This window comes from Streptomyces sp. NPDC001351, from assembly GCF_042896045.1.
Classification (GTDB): Bacteria; Actinomycetota; Actinomycetes; order Streptomycetales; family Streptomycetaceae; genus Streptomyces.
Genome location: NZ_JBIAWS010000023.1, coordinates 1 through 14,180, shown reverse-complemented (window position 1 = coordinate 14,180; position 14,180 = coordinate 1). Strand labels below are relative to the sequence as shown.

Sequence of the window (14,180 nt, the reverse complement as noted above, 5' to 3'; positions counted from 1 at the left end):
CGGGCGTACGCTCGACTCAGTCAGAACTCTCCGAAGGAGCGAGCGACGATGCCCGAGCTGAGGTCCCGCACAGTCACCCACGGCCGCAACATGGCGGGCGCCCGCGCCCTTATGCGCGCCTCCGGTGTACCCGGCGCGGACATCGGCCGCAAGCCGATCATCGCGGTCGCCAACTCCTTCACGGAGTTCGTGCCGGGCCACACCCATCTGCAGCCGGTCGGCCGGATCGTCAGCGAGGCGATCACCGAGGCGGGCGGCATCCCGCGCGAGTTCAACACGATCGCCGTGGACGACGGCATCGCGATGGGCCACGGCGGCATGCTGTACAGCCTGCCCTCGCGCGACCTGATCGCGGACAGCGTGGAGTACATGGTCGAGGCGCACTGCGCCGACGCCCTGGTCTGCATCTCCAACTGCGACAAGATCACGCCCGGCATGCTGATGGCGGCGCTGCGCCTGAACATCCCGACGGTCTTCGTCTCCGGCGGCCCCATGGAGGCCGGCCGCGCCACTCTCGTCGACGGCACGGTCCGCACGCTCGACCTGGTCGACGCGATCTCGGACGCCGTGAACGACAAGATCTCGGACGAGGACATCCTCCGTATCGAGGAGAACGCCTGTCCGACCTGCGGCTCCTGCTCCGGCATGTTCACCGCCAACTCGATGAACTGCCTGACCGAGGCCATCGGACTCTCCCTGCCCGGCAACGGCTCGGTCCTGGCCACCCACACGGCCCGCAAGCAGCTCTACGTCGACGCGGCCCGCACCGTCATGGACATCACCCGCCGCCACTACGAGCAGGACGACGAGACGGTCCTGCCGCGCTCGATCGCGACCTTCTCCGCCTTCGAGAACGCGATGGCCCTCGACATCGCGATGGGCGGCTCGACGAACACGATCCTGCACCTGCTGGCCGCGGCCCAGGAGGCGGGCGTCCCGTTCGGCCTGGAGGAGATCAACGAGGTCTCCCGGCGCGTGCCGTGCCTGGCGAAGGTGGCGCCGAACGTCGCGAAGACCCGCACGTACTACATGGAGGACGTGCACCGCGCCGGCGGCATCCCGGCCCTGCTGGGCGAACTGCACCGCGCCGGTCTCCTCAACGAGGACGTGCACGCGGTCCACAGCCCGTCCCTGGCGGACTGGCTGAAGACGTGGGACGTGCGAGGCGGCTCCCCGTCCCCCGAGGCCGTGGAACTGTGGCACGCGGCCCCCGGCTGCGTCCGCTCCGCGGAGGCCTTCTCCCAGTCCGAGCGCTGGGAGGCCCTGGACGAGGACGCGGCGGAGGGCTGCATCCGCTCCGCCGAGCACGCGTACTCCAAGGACGGCGGCCTCGCGGTCCTCAAGGGCAACCTCGCCGTCGACGGCTGCGTGGTCAAGACGGCCGGCGTCGACGAGTCGATCTGGACCTTCGAGGGCCCGGCGGTCGTCTGCGAGTCGCAGGAGGAGGCCGTCGAGAAGATCCTCAACAAGCAGGTGACCGACGGCGACGTGGTCGTCATCCGCTACGAGGGCCCCAAGGGCGGCCCCGGCATGCAGGAGATGCTCTACCCGACGTCCTTCCTCAAGGGCCGCGGCCTCGGCAAGACCTGCGCGCTGATCACGGACGGCCGCTTCTCGGGCGGCACCTCCGGCCTCTCGATCGGCCACGCCTCCCCGGAGGCGGCCTCCGGCGGCACGATCGCCCTCGTCGAGGACGGCGACCGCATCCGCATCGACATCCCGAACCGCACGATCGAGCTCCTGGTCGACGACGCCGAGCTCGCCCGCCGCGAGCAGGCCCTGGGCGGCGTGTACGCGCCCAAGAGCCGGGAGCGCAAGGTGTCGGCGGCCCTGCGGGCCTACGCGGCGATGGCGACCAGCGCGGACAAGGGTGCGGTGCGGGACGTCTCGAAGCTGGGCTGAGCTTGCGGTGAGGGGCCGTTCCTCCGGGGCGGCCCCTTTCGCGTGCTACCAGGCCGCTGGATTGCGGGCGTTCACGGCGAAGACGGTGCCGTCGGGCGCGGTGGCGTAGACGTGGCCGTGAGCGAGGGCGGGCGCGGGCAGGGTGGCTGTGACCTGGCCGGAGTCGCTGCCGATGCGAGGTGGGGTCTGCCCGAGGAGGGTGCCTTTGCGGGCGTCGACGGCGAGCAGTCGCCCGTCCGCGGCGGTGAAATACACACAGGTGGGCCCCACGACGGGCGCAGAGCCTCTGCTCACGGATGTCTCAAGGACCCACAAGCGCCTGCCCGCGTCCATGTCCATTGCCTCCAGCGAACCGCCGGCGGCCAGAAGATAGACGACGTTCCCGCGTACGGTGGCCCGGGCGCCGACGCGCGAGACCGGCAGCGCCACTCGGCTTGCCGTTCCGGACTGCACGTCGTAGCGAACGATGGCCGTGACACCGCCGGTCGCCTTGTCGGCGGCCAGGAAATAGACCGCCCCGCCCGAGACGCCGAACGGCTCGAGTGTTCCCCTCAACTGCGTGGCCCACTGGACGTCACCGGTGGTCGGGGCGATGGCGGTGATCTGCGTGCTCAGTCCGCCACCAGTGGTGCTCGTGGCGTAGGCCAGCGAATCCCCGGCGAACGAGGCGAAGTACGGAGTGCTCTGGCCGGGGATCCGCCGTTCCCACCGAGTCTTGCCCGAGGCGCTGTCCACGCCGGTGACCTGCCCGTCGGCGCCGGTGAGCAGAAGCATGCTCCCGGCGGGCTGCAGACCGTCGTACGCGGGCATGGTGCGCTTCCAACGAATGCCGCCGGAGGCCGGATCGAGCGCCGCCAAGCGGCGGCTCTGATCCGTCAGAGGCTGCACGAGGCCGCCCGAAACGACCGGCGGCCCGCTCCTTGGCGCCGTGGCCACGGAGTGCCGCCACAGCAGGGCGCCATCGGCGGGGTCGAGGGCGAAGACCAATCCGGACTGTCCACAGATCAGCTTGCCGCTGTACGAACACTGGGGCATTCCGGCGGCCAAGGGCTTCGTCTGCCAGGTGCCGAACCTGACTGCCGCCCCGGGCGGGGTGGTGGCCCGTGGCGCGCTGTCTCCTCCGTCGAGCAGCCGAACCGAGGCGAGTGCACCGGCTGCTACGAGGACGAGCGCGACAGCCGACACAACGGCCTTTCGGTGCGGGCGTCTGCGGGGCCGCGGTTCCGGCTCCCGAGGCTCGGGGCTCGCCACATCGGCCGTCCGTTGTGCCGGTATGAAGGCCTGCGTGTCGTACGAGGCCGCCACAGACCGCAGTTCGCGCATCAATTCGTCGGGCGTGGGCCGGTCCTCGGGTTCCTTGGCCAGGCAGCGAAGCACCAGCGGCGCAAGGTTCTCGGGTACGCCAGTCAGGTCCGGCTCGTCGTGGACGACCTGGTAGGCGACCACGTACGGACTGTCGGAGTCGAACGGGCCGCGGCCCGTCGCCGCGTGCACCAGAACGGACCCGAGCGCGAAGATGTCGGCGGCCGGTCCGACCTCCCGGGGCCGCCGGAACTGCTCGGGCGCCATGAACGGCGGAGTACCGATCAACTTCCCGGTCTCGGTCCGCAGTTCGCTGTCCTTTGGCCGAGAAATGCCGAAGTCGATGACCTTCGGACCGTCCTCGGCGAGCAGCACATTGCTCGGCTTCAGGTCCCGGTGCACCACTCCGACCCGATGGATGTCGCGCAGTGCCTCGGCCAGTCCCGCCATCAGCCGGCGCAGCTGCGCCGGAGGCATCGGGCCGTTCCGCTTCACATGATCGGAGAGGGTCGGTCCCGGTATGAACAGCGTGGCCATCCAGGGCCGTTCCGCTTCCGGATCGGCGTCGACGACGGACGCCGTGAAGGCGCCGCTCACCCGCCGTGCCGCCGCCACCTCTTGCCGGAAACGTCCCCTGAACTCAGGGTCCTTGGCGAACTCGGCATGCACGACCTTCACCGCGAGCTTCATGCCGGAGGTGCTCCGCGCGAGGTGCACGACACCCATGCCGCCCGAGCCCAGACACGACTCAAGACGGTAGTGACCGGCGTACTCGGGAAGTTCCGCTTCCGCGCCCGCTCCGGTGTTGCGTTCAGGCGCCATGGGACCACCCCCGTGCTGTTCGTCCGCGCGCGCGACGCACGGAGCCTAGTCGATGACTCGTGAGAGACAGAGGCGGCTTGCTAGTCTCCGCGTGCGAGTTGCGCACATGTGTTTCATGGCGTGTTTCGGGGGAATCAATGCGGTCCCATGGCAGTCATGGGGCCAACGGGGGAGGTTTTTCATGTCTGTTGAGCGCGCTGAAGAAGCCGCGAGCGTCGCGAGTGCGGACGCGACGGCTGCTGCAACCGTGCAGACGTATGCAGTCGCACCCGGCGTCCGACTCAACGTCCGGAGCGGTCCGGGCACCAACTACACGATCGTCCGGGTGCTGCCCGAAGGTTCGCGAGTTCCGATCTTCTGCCAGACACCCGGTACGTCCGTGACGGGCCCCTACGGCACATCGAAGATCTGGGACAACATCGACAGCGGTGAGTACGTCTCCGACGCCTACGTACTCACCGGCACCGACGGCTACGTGGCCTCCCGCTGCGGCTGACTCATCAACCAGAGGAATCTGATGACATCCCGACGACGCAGATCCGTCCTGTTCGCCGGCGCCGCCGGAGCCCTCCTCATGGTGATGGGCTCGGCGGCCACGGCGAACGCGGCCACCATCCGCTACTACGACGTCGCCCCGGGCGTACGACTCAACGTGCGCAGCGGTCCAGGCACCCAGTACAGCATCGTCCGGATCCTGCCCGAAGGCGCGAAGGTCCCGATCTACTGCCAGACCCCGGGGACATCCGTGTCGGGTCCGTACGGCACCTCCAACATCTGGGACAACATCGACGACAACCAGTTCGTCTCGGACACCTATGTGCAAACCGGCAGCGACGGATACGTGGCCCCGCGCTGCGGCTGATCCCATGGGGAGCCCGCGCTCGCCCCGGAGCCATAATCGTCCCGTGAGCGACGAAACCGGCACCGAGGGCACCGCGGGCTCCACCGGCGGTCCCCGCCCTGAACCCCTGCGCTTCTTCGGCACCACCTGGGTGAACCACGACGACGGCTACACATCCCGCCGCATCGGGGTGGCCGCCGGTTCCCTCGTGGCGGCCGCAGCCTCCTGTGTGGTTCTCCGCCTCGCCTACCAGGGTCTTCAACTCGCCGACAGCGGCTCCTTCGTGACCCTCCTCATCGTGGCCATGTTCGCGATCTGCAGCGCCCTCGCCTTCCGCAACACCTGGGACAGCTTCGGCAAGCGCCCCGATCCCACCCGCCAGGCCTCCCTCCGCGGCCTCCTGGCCATCGGCTTCGTCGGCTCCCTCCTCGCCTACTTCTTCCGCTCCCTCACGGAGGCCCCCGGCGAAAAACTCCACCGCGAGGAGTACGAGGCAGCCCTCACCCAACACAAGAAGCGCACCACCCGCCGCACAGGCAACCCGTCGAAGAAACGCCGCCGTTCCTGAGCGGTGCGTCTCCGGCGCGCCGGGCTTGGGTTGTCGGGCCTGCGGGCCCGGGCTTGGTTCGGTCGGCGTCGATCGGTTGGGCGCTGCTGTTCTCGGCTCGGCCAGGTCCGGTCCGGCATGCGCCGCAGGCTCACAAGCAGCGTCGTCGGCACGCGCACAAGGCTGCCGGATCGTCGAAGCCACGGCTGTCATCTGCCGCCGCCGCGGTGCCACGGCTGTCATCGGCCGCCGCCTCGCGGTGCGGTCCCGTCCGCGGCCTCAGCCAGGCGCGGCACAGCTCGGCGTGCAGGACAGACCCGCCCGCCGGAGCGTGGTTCTCTCACCGAAAACTCGCTGCCCCCTGCACCCAAGCCGCGCCACCATGGCCTCATGACCGCCCCCTCGCAGTCCACCCGCGCCCACTCCTTCAACGCCGTCGCAGCCCAGTACGCCGCCAACCGCCCCTCCTATCCACCGGCCCTCTTCGATGCCATCGAGGACCTGACCGGCCGGCCTCTCCAAGGCGCCCGCGTCGCGGACATCGGCGCCGGCACGGGCATCGCGACCGCGCTTCTGGCCGCCCGCGGCGCGGACGTCGTCGCCGTCGAGCCCGGCGACGGCATGGCGGTCGAGTTCCGCCGCGCCCACCCGGGCCTCCCGATCGTCCGGGGCAACGGCAACGAGCTGCCGCTCGCCACCGCCTCCGCCGACCTCCTCACCTACGCCCAGGCCTGGCACTGGACCGAGCCCACCCGCTCGGTCCCGGAGGCCCTGCGCGTGCTGCGGCCGGGCGGAGCACTGGCCCTGTGGTGGAACACCACCGACCTCGGCGTCCCCTGGCAGGCTTCCCAAGCCGGCCGCCTGGAGCGCCACTTCGGCATCAGGCGCAAGGTCGACAGGACCGGCAACGGAGCACCCACCGCTCTCGCCGACCCCACCGGCACCCTCGACTTCACCCGCCGCCATGTCCGCTGGAGCCGCCCGGTCACCGTCGACACGCACCTCGCCAACATCGGCAGCCACTCGGCGTTCCTCGTGCAGACCGAGGAACGCCGTGCGGCCATCCTCGGCGACGAACGCGACCACCTGCTCGCCGCCTTCCCGGACGGGATCCTGGAGGAGACCTACGTCGTCGACCTGCTCGTGGCCATCAACTCATGACCGCGCGCGGCGGCCCACCCCTCCAGGGCCGCCGCACACGCATGGTCCACGTGCCGCAGTCCGCCCAACTCCAGCCGCACCTCCCGGTCGTGCGGCAGTGCCTCCAACGCGTCCAGCAGCTTCGGCAGCCGCAGGAACGTCGCATGCCCCAGCACCCGTACGACGATCCCCGCCTCGCCCCGGTCCTCGGTCTCCACATGCACATGGCTGATGTCCCACGCCGTCTTCGCCACGGCCAGCGTCAGCCCCACCAACACCCCCTCCAACAGATTCCCCAGCACGATCGCCCCAGCGGTCACCGCGAGCACCACGACCTCCCCACGGTGCTCACGCCACAGCACCCGCACCTCCCGCACCGGCACGAGCCTGCATCCGGCGTGCACCAGCAGCGCGGCCAGCGCCGCCACCGGAAGCAGCCCGAGCACCCCGGGCAAGACGACCGTGAACAGCAGCAGCCACCCTCCGTGCAGCACCCGCGAGGCCTTGGTCCGCGCCCCCGCCTGCACGTTGGCCGCGCTGCGCACGATCACCGCGGTCATCGGCAACGCCCCCAGCACCCCGCACACCGCATTCCCCGCGCCCTGGGCCATCAGCTCCCGGTCGAAGTCCGTCCGCGGCCCCCGGTGCAGCCGGTCCACCGCAGCAGCGCTGAACAACGACTCCGCCGACGCGATCAAAGCGAACGCCACAACGGTCCCGATCACCCCCACTTCCGTAAGCCGTCCGAAGTCCGCCGCCTCCGGCACCCGTACCGCATCGACGAGCCCCCGCACCTCGACCCGCCGCACATCCAGGCCGCACACCCCGGTCACCGCCGACACCACCGCCACCGCGACCAACGGCGCAGGCACCACCCGCGCACCCCTGCGCCAACGCGGCCACAGCAGCAATACGGCAAGGGTGGCACCCGCCACTGACAACGCCCCCAAATCCACCCGCCCGGGCAGCCACACCAGCCCGGCGATCTTCCCCGGCCCACTCGCCGGCGCGGCCGCGTCGCCCATCGCATACACCTGCCCGGCGACCAGGAGCAGCCCGATCCCGGCGAGCATCCCCTGCACCACGGCTACGGACACGGCCCGGAACCACCGCCCGAGCCGCAGCGCCCCGAGCCCCAGCTGCACCAGCCCGGCCGCGAACACCAGCACGCCGAGCGCCTGGACGCCGTACGTGTCGACGGCCTCGTAGACGAGCACCGTCAGCCCGGCCGCCGGCCCGCTCACCTGCAGGCTGCTGCCGGGCAGCGCCCCGGCGACCAGCCCGCCGACGATCCCGGTGACCAGCCCCAGCTCGGCGGGGACCCCGGAAGCGATCGCCACGCCCACACACAGCGGCAGTGCGACCAGGAAGACGACCAGCGAAGCGAAGAGATCGGCCTTGCGTATGCGACAGCGCATGACAACAGCACCTCCGTCGGTGAGGGGAGATGCGTGGGCGCCGAGCCGGGGGAGGGCACGGCGAAGTGAAATCCATTGTCAGGAGCGGGAGTTGGTTCCGCATCCGGTTCGTGTTTCCGGCCGGTGAACGCGGAGGCGCGCGGACCGGACTCTCCACCTCCGATCACGCCGCCACGCGCCTGCGCCGCCGAACGCACCCCTTGGGGGAATCGCTTGACGACGCTGCCGCTCCGGAGCATTATTCATCGCATGATGAATTATTCCGAAGGCGGCTCGGCGGACCCCCCTGCCGCCCCTGGTCCCGCCGTCCGGGCCGAAGGCCTCGCCGTCGTCCGCGGCCCCCGCACCGTCCTGCGCGGCCTCGACTTCACCGTCCCGCGCGGCCAGATCACCGGCCTCCTCGGCCCCTCCGGCTGCGGCAAGTCGACCCTCATGCGCTCGATCGTCGGCACCCAGGCCAAGGTCACCGGCACCCTGGAGGTCCTGGGCAGCCCGGCCGGCCACCCCACCCTCCGTACCCGCATCGGCTACGTCACCCAGGCTCCTTCCGTCTACGACGACCTGACGGTCCGCCAGAACCTCGACTACTTCACGGCGATCCTCGCCCCCGGCGGCTCCGCCGCCGACCGCCGCCACGAGATCGACCGCGTCCTCACCGACGTCGACCTCACCTCCCACGCCGACGCCCTCGCCGGAAACCTCTCCGGCGGCCAGCGCAGCCGCGTCTCCCTGGCCGTCGCCCTGCTGGGCACCCCCGAACTCCTGGTCCTCGACGAACCCACCGTCGGCCTGGACCCGGTCCTCCGCCGCGACCTGTGGACCCTCTTCCACTCCATCGCCGCCGACCGCGGAGCGACCCTCCTCATCTCCTCCCACGTCATGGACGAGGCCGAGCGCTGCCACCGCCTCCTGCTGATGCGCGAGGGCGAGATCCTCGCCGACGACACCCCCGACGCCCTGCGCACCCGCACCGGCGCCGACACCGTCGAGGCGGCCTTCCTGCACCTGGTCGACGAGGCGGCCACCGCCGCCCGCGAGAAGGAGACCACCCGATGAGCACGATGAAGACCACGACCGGTACGGCGACGACACCCGCCCCCACCGGCGCCCTGAACGCCTCCCGCACCGCCGCCACCGCGGCCCGGGTCCTGCGCCAGCTCCGCCACGACCCGCGCACCATCGCGATGATGATCCTCATCCCCTGCGTGATGCTGTTCCTGCTCCGCTACGTCTTCGACGGCAGCCCGCGCACCTTCGACAACATCGGCGCGTCACTCCTCGGCATCTTCCCCCTCATCACGATGTTCCTGGTCACGTCGATCGCCACCCTGCGCGAACGCACCTCGGGAACCCTCGAACGCCTCCTCGCCATGCCGCTGGGCAAGGGCGACCTGATCGCGGGCTACGCCCTCGCCTTCGGTGCCCTCGCGATCATCCAGTCCGCCCTGGCCACGGGCCTCGCGGTCTGGTTCCTCGGCCTGGACGTCACGGGCAGCCCCTGGCTGCTCCTCCTGGTCGCCCTCCTGGACGCCCTCCTCGGCACCGCCCTCGGCCTCTTCGTCTCGGCCTTCGCCGCATCCGAATTCCAGGCGGTCCAGTTCATGCCGGCCGTGATCTTCCCCCAGCTCCTCCTCTGCGGGCTGTTCACCCCACGCGACAACATGCACCCGGCCCTGAAGGCGATCTCGGACGTCCTGCCCATGTCCTACGCCGTGGACGGCATGAACGAGGTCCTCAAACACACGGACATGACCGCCAACTTCGTCCGCGACGCCCTGATCGTGGCGGGCTGCGCCCTGCTCGTACTCGGCCTGGGAGCCGCAACACTGAGGCGAAGGACAGCGTGACGGAGCGGGCCTGCACGGTGGATGCCGAGCAGGCGCTTTCAGCCCGTCCGGCGTTCACGTTTCGGCCGGGCAGGCATTTTCAGCCCGTCCGGCGTTTGAGGACGAGGCCGTTCAGGCCGATCGGGGGTCCAGGGGGCGCAGCCCCCTGGCGGGGTCGAAGGGGCAGTGCCTCTGGGGACGGGACGGGTAGGGGCGGCGGGGGCGAGAAACCCGACGGGGACCACCCGCCAACATCCCGCCCACCGGACACCCAAGCCACCCACCCGCCCCCGGTGCGACGATGTACCCCGGACGACGCACCCCCGGAGGGCACCCAAGCCATGACCCAGAAAGTCGCAGTCCTCGGCACCGGCAAGATCGGCGAAGCCCTGCTCAGCGGAATGATCCGCGGCGGCTGGGCCCCCGCCGACCTCCTCGTCACCGCCCGCCGCCCGGAGCGAGCCGAAGAACTCCGCACCCGCTACGGCGTCACCCCGGTCACCAACCCGGAAGCCGCCAAGACCGCCGACACCCTGATCCTCACGGTCAAGCCGCAGGACATGGGCACCCTCCTCGACGAACTCGCCCCCCACGTCCCCGCCGACCGCCTGGTCATCAGCGGAGCCGCCGGCATCACCACCGCCTCCATCGAGGACCGCCTCGCCACCGGCACCCCGGTCGTCCGCGTCATGACGAACACCCCCGCGCTCGTCGACGAGGCCATGTCCGTGATCTCCGCCGGCAGCCACGCCACCGCCGACCACCTCGCCCACGCCGAGGAGATCTTCGGCGCCGTCGGCAAGACGCTGCGCGTCCCCGAGTCCCAGCAGGACGCCTGCACCGCCCTCTCCGGCTCCGGCCCGGCGTACTTCTTCTACCTGGTCGAGGCCATGACGGACGCAGGCATCCTGCTCGGCCTGCCCCGCGACAAGGCCCACGACCTGATCGTCCAGTCCGCGATCGGCGCCGCGACGATGCTCCGCGACAGCGGCGAGCACCCGGTCAAGCTCCGCGAGAACGTCACGTCCCCCGCGGGCACCACCATCAACGCCATCCGCGAACTCGAGAACCACGGCGTCCGAGCCGCCCTCATCGCCGCCCTCGAAGCCGCCCGCGACCGCAGCCGCGAACTCGCCTCCGGCAAGAAGGACTAGCGCCCGCCGGGGGCGGTCAGCCCGCCGCGTCCACCACCTCCTTCGTGGCCACCACACGCGCGAAACCGCCCCCGTGCAGCGACACCGCCGACGCCTGCGCGACCTCGTCGGCACTGCGCCGCCAGCCGAACGGCCCCTCCAGATCGAAGGTGTACGTCGCGTCATACGCGACCACCACGTCGTACCCCAGGTTGCCGCCCATCCGAGCCGTCGTCTCCACGCACATATTGGTCTGGATCCCGGCCACCACGATCTGCGAAATCCCCTCCGCCTTCAGCCAGGCACCCAGGTCCGGCGTCCCGTAGAAGGCCGAGTTCACGCTCTTCGTGATCAACAGCTCGGCCCCACCGGCGCCCCTGCCGCGCCGCTGCTCCACATACTCCTTGAACCGGTTCCCCTCGTACCCCGGCCGCAGCGGCGACCGGGGCTTCGGCGAGTCATGCCGTACGAAGACGACCGGCCGTCCCGTCGCCTGCCACACGTCGATGAGCGAAGCGATGTTGTCATCGGCCTCCGGGTTGTTCCGCGGCCCCCAGAAGTCGGCCTCGTCGAAGCCCTTCTGCACGTCCACGACCACCAGCGCTGCGTTCTCTGCGATCTCCATGCCTACGATCCTGCCGCCGGGAGCACCAGCGCCCCAGAGGGTGAAAAGTCAGCGATCGATGGTTTACTGCCACCCATGGAGAACACCGCAGTGGACACCTATCGCGTCGCCCTGGTCGCCTTCCCCGGCATCCGCGCCTTCGACGTCTCCGTCATCACCGAGGTCTGGGGCACCGACCGCACCGACCGCGGCGCCCCCGCCTTCGACCTGCGCCGAGTCGCCGCCGACACCACCGGCCCCGTCCTCATGCGCGGAGGCATGACCCTCCACCCCGACCGCACCCTCAGCTGGCTGTCCCGCGCCGACCTGATCGTGATCCCCGGCCTCGACGACCACCTCACCCCCGCGCCCGCCCCCGTCCTCGACGCCCTCCGCCGCGCGCACGCCCACGGCACCACCATCGCGGCCCTCTGCGGCGGCGCCTTCACCCTCGCCCAGGCCGGCCTCCTCGACGGCCGCCGCGCCATCACCCACTGGAACCTCGTCAGCCTCCTCCGCGCACACCACCCCCAGGTCACCGTCGTCCCCGACGCCCTGTTCATCGAGGACGACAACCTCTGGACCGCGGCCGGCACCGCAGCCGGCATCGACCTCTGCCTCCACCTCGTCCGCCAGTCCCACGGCGCCGAAGCCGCAGCCACCATCGCCCGCTCCATGGTCACCGCCCCCTTCCGCACCGGCACCCAGGCACAGTTCATCGAGCACCCCACACCCCGCGCGGACCGCGACGCCGACACCCTCGCCGCCGTACGCGAGCACGCCCTGCGCCACCTGCACGAACCACTCACCGTCGCCGACCTGGCCGCCCACGCGGGCATGTCCCCCCGCAGCTTCGCCCGCCACTTCGCCGCGCAGACCGGCACGCCCCCGCTCCGCTGGCTCCTCGACCAGCGCATCGCTGCGGCGCAGAAACTCCTCGAACGCACCGATCTGCCCATGCCCGAAGTAGCCCGCCGCGCCGGCTTCGGCAGCGAGGTCACGATGCGCCAGCACTTCGCATCGCGCCTCGCCACCAGCCCGCGCGCCTACCGCGCCGCGTTCAGCACCACCCCGGCACCGGTGTCCGCAGCAGCAGGCAGCAACCCGATCGCGCGATAAGCGGCGTCCACGGTCGGCCGGGCCAACGCCCGCGCCCTCTCCGCACCATCCCGCAGCACCCCCTCCACATAGCCGGGATCAGCGCACAGCACCCTGTGCCTCTCCTGTACGGGCCTGAGGAGCTCGACCACGGCCTCCGCGGTGTCCTTCTTCAAGGACCCGTACGACTCACATGCACCGCTCAAGGCCTCCGGGTCCCCACCCGTGCAGGCCGCCAGGATTTCCAGCAGATTCGTCACGCCGGGCCGCTCCTCCCGGTCGTACACGATCTCCCGCCCGCTGTCGGTCACGGCCCGCATGATCTTCTTCCGCACGACATCCGGCTCGTCGAGCAGATAGACGATCCCCGGCCCGGAGTCGTCCGACTTCCCCATCTTCGACGTCGGTTCCTGCAGATTCATGACCCGCGCCGCCACCGCAGGAAGCGTGGCCTTCGGCACCACGAACGTATGCCCGTACCGCTGGTTGAACCGCACCGCCAGATCCCGCGTCAGCTCCACGTGCTGCGCCTGGTCGTCCCCCACCGGCACCTCGTCCGCCCCGTACACCAGGATGTCCGCCGCCATCAGCACCGGATACGTCAGCAGGGACAGCCGCACACTCCCACCCCGCTCGCGCTCACGCGCGGCCTTCTCCTTGTACTGGATCATCCGCCGCATCTCACCGTCGGTCGCCACACACTCGAGGACGTACGACAGCCGCGCGTGCTCATCGACATGGCTCTGTACGAACACGGTGCACAGCGCCGGATCCAGCCCCGCGGCCAGCAACAGCGTCGCCGCCTGCCGACTGAGCCTGCGTACCCGGGCCGGATCGTGGTCCACGGTCAGCGCGTGCAGATCGACGATGCAGAACAGCGCATCCGCCCGATGCTGGTCCACCGCGGCCCACTGCCGCATGGCTCCCAGGTAGTTCCCCAGCGTCAGGTGCCCGGTCGGCTTGACCCCGCTGAAAACCCGCGTCATCTCTTCTCCACCTCCTGGTCGAGACCGCCGTCCCGGCGGCCGGCCCTCAGGAGCTCTGGAGGGAGAAACGAGAACGGCCGCCGAGGCGGCGGCCGTTGAACGCATACGTGAGCACGGCCGCCGTCAGGCGGCCCACCACTGCTGGGTACACGTACGCTCAGTCATGCGGCTCAGGGTACGCCTCCCGGGTGCCGCCCGGAGGCAAGTTGACACACCCCCGCGCGCTACGTAGTGTTCTCCGAGTTGTCCGACGTGAGCGCCGACCACGGTCGGTCCCCGGACAGCCACTTCGCAAGTACCAACCACTACTCGACGACCAGTCGATCTGTCTGGCGTCGCTCTATTGGCATGCGTATTTACGAATTGAGGAATCCACGTTCGAAAGGACGCGGACCCCGATTAGCTCGGGGGCCGGGAATCCGCTAAAGTCTCACTCGTCGGAACGGCCCAACGGCCGGGAGGACAGCCCCTCTGACTGGGAGTCAGGCCCGAAAGGATCTGATAGAGTCGGAACCGCCGGAAAGGGAAACGCGAAAGCGGGAACCTGGAAAGCACCGAGGA

The 14,180-nt window shown here is 70.5% G+C and carries 13 protein-coding genes; 9 read left to right on the top strand and 4 right to left on the bottom strand.

Annotation, left to right across the window (positions count from 1 at the left end; translation table 11 throughout):
- The first annotated feature begins 48 nt into the window (after positions 1-48).
- Positions 49-1,902: a dihydroxy-acid dehydratase gene (gene ilvD / locus ACFY1U_RS47435; RefSeq protein ID WP_390700315.1), complete on the top strand. Its 1,854-nt coding sequence runs from the start codon at positions 49-51 to the stop codon at positions 1,900-1,902.
- A gap of 45 nt (positions 1,903-1,947) precedes the next feature.
- Here the strand turns inward: ilvD and ACFY1U_RS47430 are convergent, their stop codons facing one another.
- Complete coding sequence (locus ACFY1U_RS47430; protein WP_390700314.1) at positions 1,948-4,026, bottom strand: serine/threonine-protein kinase; 2,079 nt, start codon at positions 4,024-4,026, stop codon at positions 1,948-1,950.
- A 181-nt stretch (positions 4,027-4,207) separates the two neighbouring features.
- Between ACFY1U_RS47430 and ACFY1U_RS47425 the strand changes: the two genes are divergently transcribed.
- The 4 genes from ACFY1U_RS47425 to ACFY1U_RS47410 all read left to right on the top strand — a co-directional run bounded on the left by ACFY1U_RS47425 (position 4,208) and on the right by ACFY1U_RS47410 (position 6,575).
- Complete coding sequence (locus ACFY1U_RS47425; protein ID WP_390700313.1) at positions 4,208-4,522, top strand: SH3 domain-containing protein; 315 nt, start codon at positions 4,208-4,210, stop codon at positions 4,520-4,522.
- 21 nt (positions 4,523-4,543) lie between these two features.
- Positions 4,544-4,888, top strand: a complete 345-nt coding sequence (locus ACFY1U_RS47420; RefSeq protein WP_390700312.1) for an SH3 domain-containing protein — start codon at positions 4,544-4,546, stop codon at positions 4,886-4,888.
- A 43-nt stretch (positions 4,889-4,931) separates the two neighbouring features.
- Positions 4,932-5,435 (top strand): EamA/RhaT family transporter, encoded by a 504-nt coding sequence (locus tag ACFY1U_RS47415; RefSeq protein WP_390700311.1) that lies wholly within the window; start codon positions 4,932-4,934, stop codon positions 5,433-5,435.
- Positions 5,436-5,804: 369 nt separating this feature from the next.
- Entirely contained in the window at positions 5,805-6,575 is a 771-nt protein-coding gene (locus tag ACFY1U_RS47410) for a class I SAM-dependent methyltransferase (protein WP_390700310.1), read from the top strand.
- Here ACFY1U_RS47410 and ACFY1U_RS47405 read toward each other — a convergent pair.
- The gene (locus ACFY1U_RS47405) at positions 6,539-7,972 is read right to left on the bottom strand and encodes a SulP family inorganic anion transporter (protein ID WP_390700309.1); all 1,434 of its coding nucleotides are present in this window, start codon (positions 7,970-7,972) and stop codon (positions 6,539-6,541) included. The genes ACFY1U_RS47410 and ACFY1U_RS47405 overlap by 37 nt on opposite strands.
- A gap of 249 nt (positions 7,973-8,221) precedes the next feature.
- Between ACFY1U_RS47405 and ACFY1U_RS47400 the strand changes: the two genes are divergently transcribed.
- The 3 genes from ACFY1U_RS47400 (at position 8,222) to proC (ending at position 10,952) form a co-directional block, all read left to right on the top strand.
- Positions 8,222-9,028 (top strand): ABC transporter ATP-binding protein, encoded by an 807-nt coding sequence (locus tag ACFY1U_RS47400; RefSeq protein ID WP_390700308.1) that lies wholly within the window; start codon positions 8,222-8,224, stop codon positions 9,026-9,028.
- On the top strand, positions 9,025-9,819 hold the full coding sequence (locus tag ACFY1U_RS47395) for an ABC transporter permease (protein ID WP_390700307.1): 795 nt from the start codon (positions 9,025-9,027) through the stop codon (positions 9,817-9,819). Before ACFY1U_RS47400 ends, ACFY1U_RS47395 begins: the two co-directional genes overlap by 4 nt.
- A 320-nt stretch (positions 9,820-10,139) precedes the next feature.
- Complete coding sequence (gene proC, locus ACFY1U_RS47390) at positions 10,140-10,952, top strand: pyrroline-5-carboxylate reductase (RefSeq protein WP_351472044.1); 813 nt, start codon at positions 10,140-10,142, stop codon at positions 10,950-10,952.
- A 16-nt stretch (positions 10,953-10,968) separates the two neighbouring features.
- On the opposite strand, the gene ACFY1U_RS47385 is transcribed toward proC, so the two are convergent.
- Positions 10,969-11,556, bottom strand: a complete 588-nt coding sequence (locus ACFY1U_RS47385) for a cysteine hydrolase family protein (RefSeq protein ID WP_390700306.1) — start codon at positions 11,554-11,556, stop codon at positions 10,969-10,971.
- A 75-nt stretch (positions 11,557-11,631) separates the two neighbouring features.
- Here ACFY1U_RS47385 and ACFY1U_RS47380 point away from each other — a divergent pair, with 75 nt between their 5' ends.
- A complete protein-coding gene (locus ACFY1U_RS47380) occupies positions 11,632-12,654 on the top strand; it encodes a GlxA family transcriptional regulator (protein WP_390700305.1) in 1,023 nt (340 codons plus the stop codon).
- Here ACFY1U_RS47380 and trpS read toward each other — a convergent pair.
- The gene (trpS, locus tag ACFY1U_RS47375; RefSeq protein ID WP_390700304.1) at positions 12,582-13,619 is read right to left on the bottom strand and encodes a tryptophan--tRNA ligase; all 1,038 of its coding nucleotides are present in this window, start codon (positions 13,617-13,619) and stop codon (positions 12,582-12,584) included. The genes ACFY1U_RS47380 and trpS overlap by 73 nt on opposite strands.
- Positions 13,620-14,180 lie beyond the last annotated feature (561 nt).

Coding starts and splice junctions, on each gene's coding strand:
- ilvD (WP_390700315.1), top strand. CDS start 49: ATGCCCGAGCTGAGGTCCCGCACAGTCACCCACGGCCGCAACATGGCG.
- ACFY1U_RS47430 (WP_390700314.1), bottom strand. CDS start 4,026: ATGGCGCCTGAACGCAACACCGGAGCGGGCGCGGAAGCGGAACTTCCC.
- ACFY1U_RS47425 (WP_390700313.1), top strand. CDS start 4,208: ATGTCTGTTGAGCGCGCTGAAGAAGCCGCGAGCGTCGCGAGTGCGGAC.
- ACFY1U_RS47420 (WP_390700312.1), top strand. CDS start 4,544: ATGACATCCCGACGACGCAGATCCGTCCTGTTCGCCGGCGCCGCCGGA.
- ACFY1U_RS47410 (WP_390700310.1), top strand. CDS start 5,805: ATGACCGCCCCCTCGCAGTCCACCCGCGCCCACTCCTTCAACGCCGTC.
- ACFY1U_RS47405 (WP_390700309.1), bottom strand. CDS start 7,972: ATGCGCTGTCGCATACGCAAGGCCGATCTCTTCGCTTCGCTGGTCGTC.
- ACFY1U_RS47400 (WP_390700308.1), top strand. CDS start 8,222: ATGATGAATTATTCCGAAGGCGGCTCGGCGGACCCCCCTGCCGCCCCT.
- ACFY1U_RS47395 (WP_390700307.1), top strand. CDS start 9,025: ATGAGCACGATGAAGACCACGACCGGTACGGCGACGACACCCGCCCCC.
- proC (WP_351472044.1), top strand. CDS start 10,140: ATGACCCAGAAAGTCGCAGTCCTCGGCACCGGCAAGATCGGCGAAGCC.
- ACFY1U_RS47385 (WP_390700306.1), bottom strand. CDS start 11,556: ATGGAGATCGCAGAGAACGCAGCGCTGGTGGTCGTGGACGTGCAGAAG.
- ACFY1U_RS47380 (WP_390700305.1), top strand. CDS start 11,632: ATGGAGAACACCGCAGTGGACACCTATCGCGTCGCCCTGGTCGCCTTC.
- trpS (WP_390700304.1), bottom strand. CDS start 13,619: ATGACGCGGGTTTTCAGCGGGGTCAAGCCGACCGGGCACCTGACGCTG.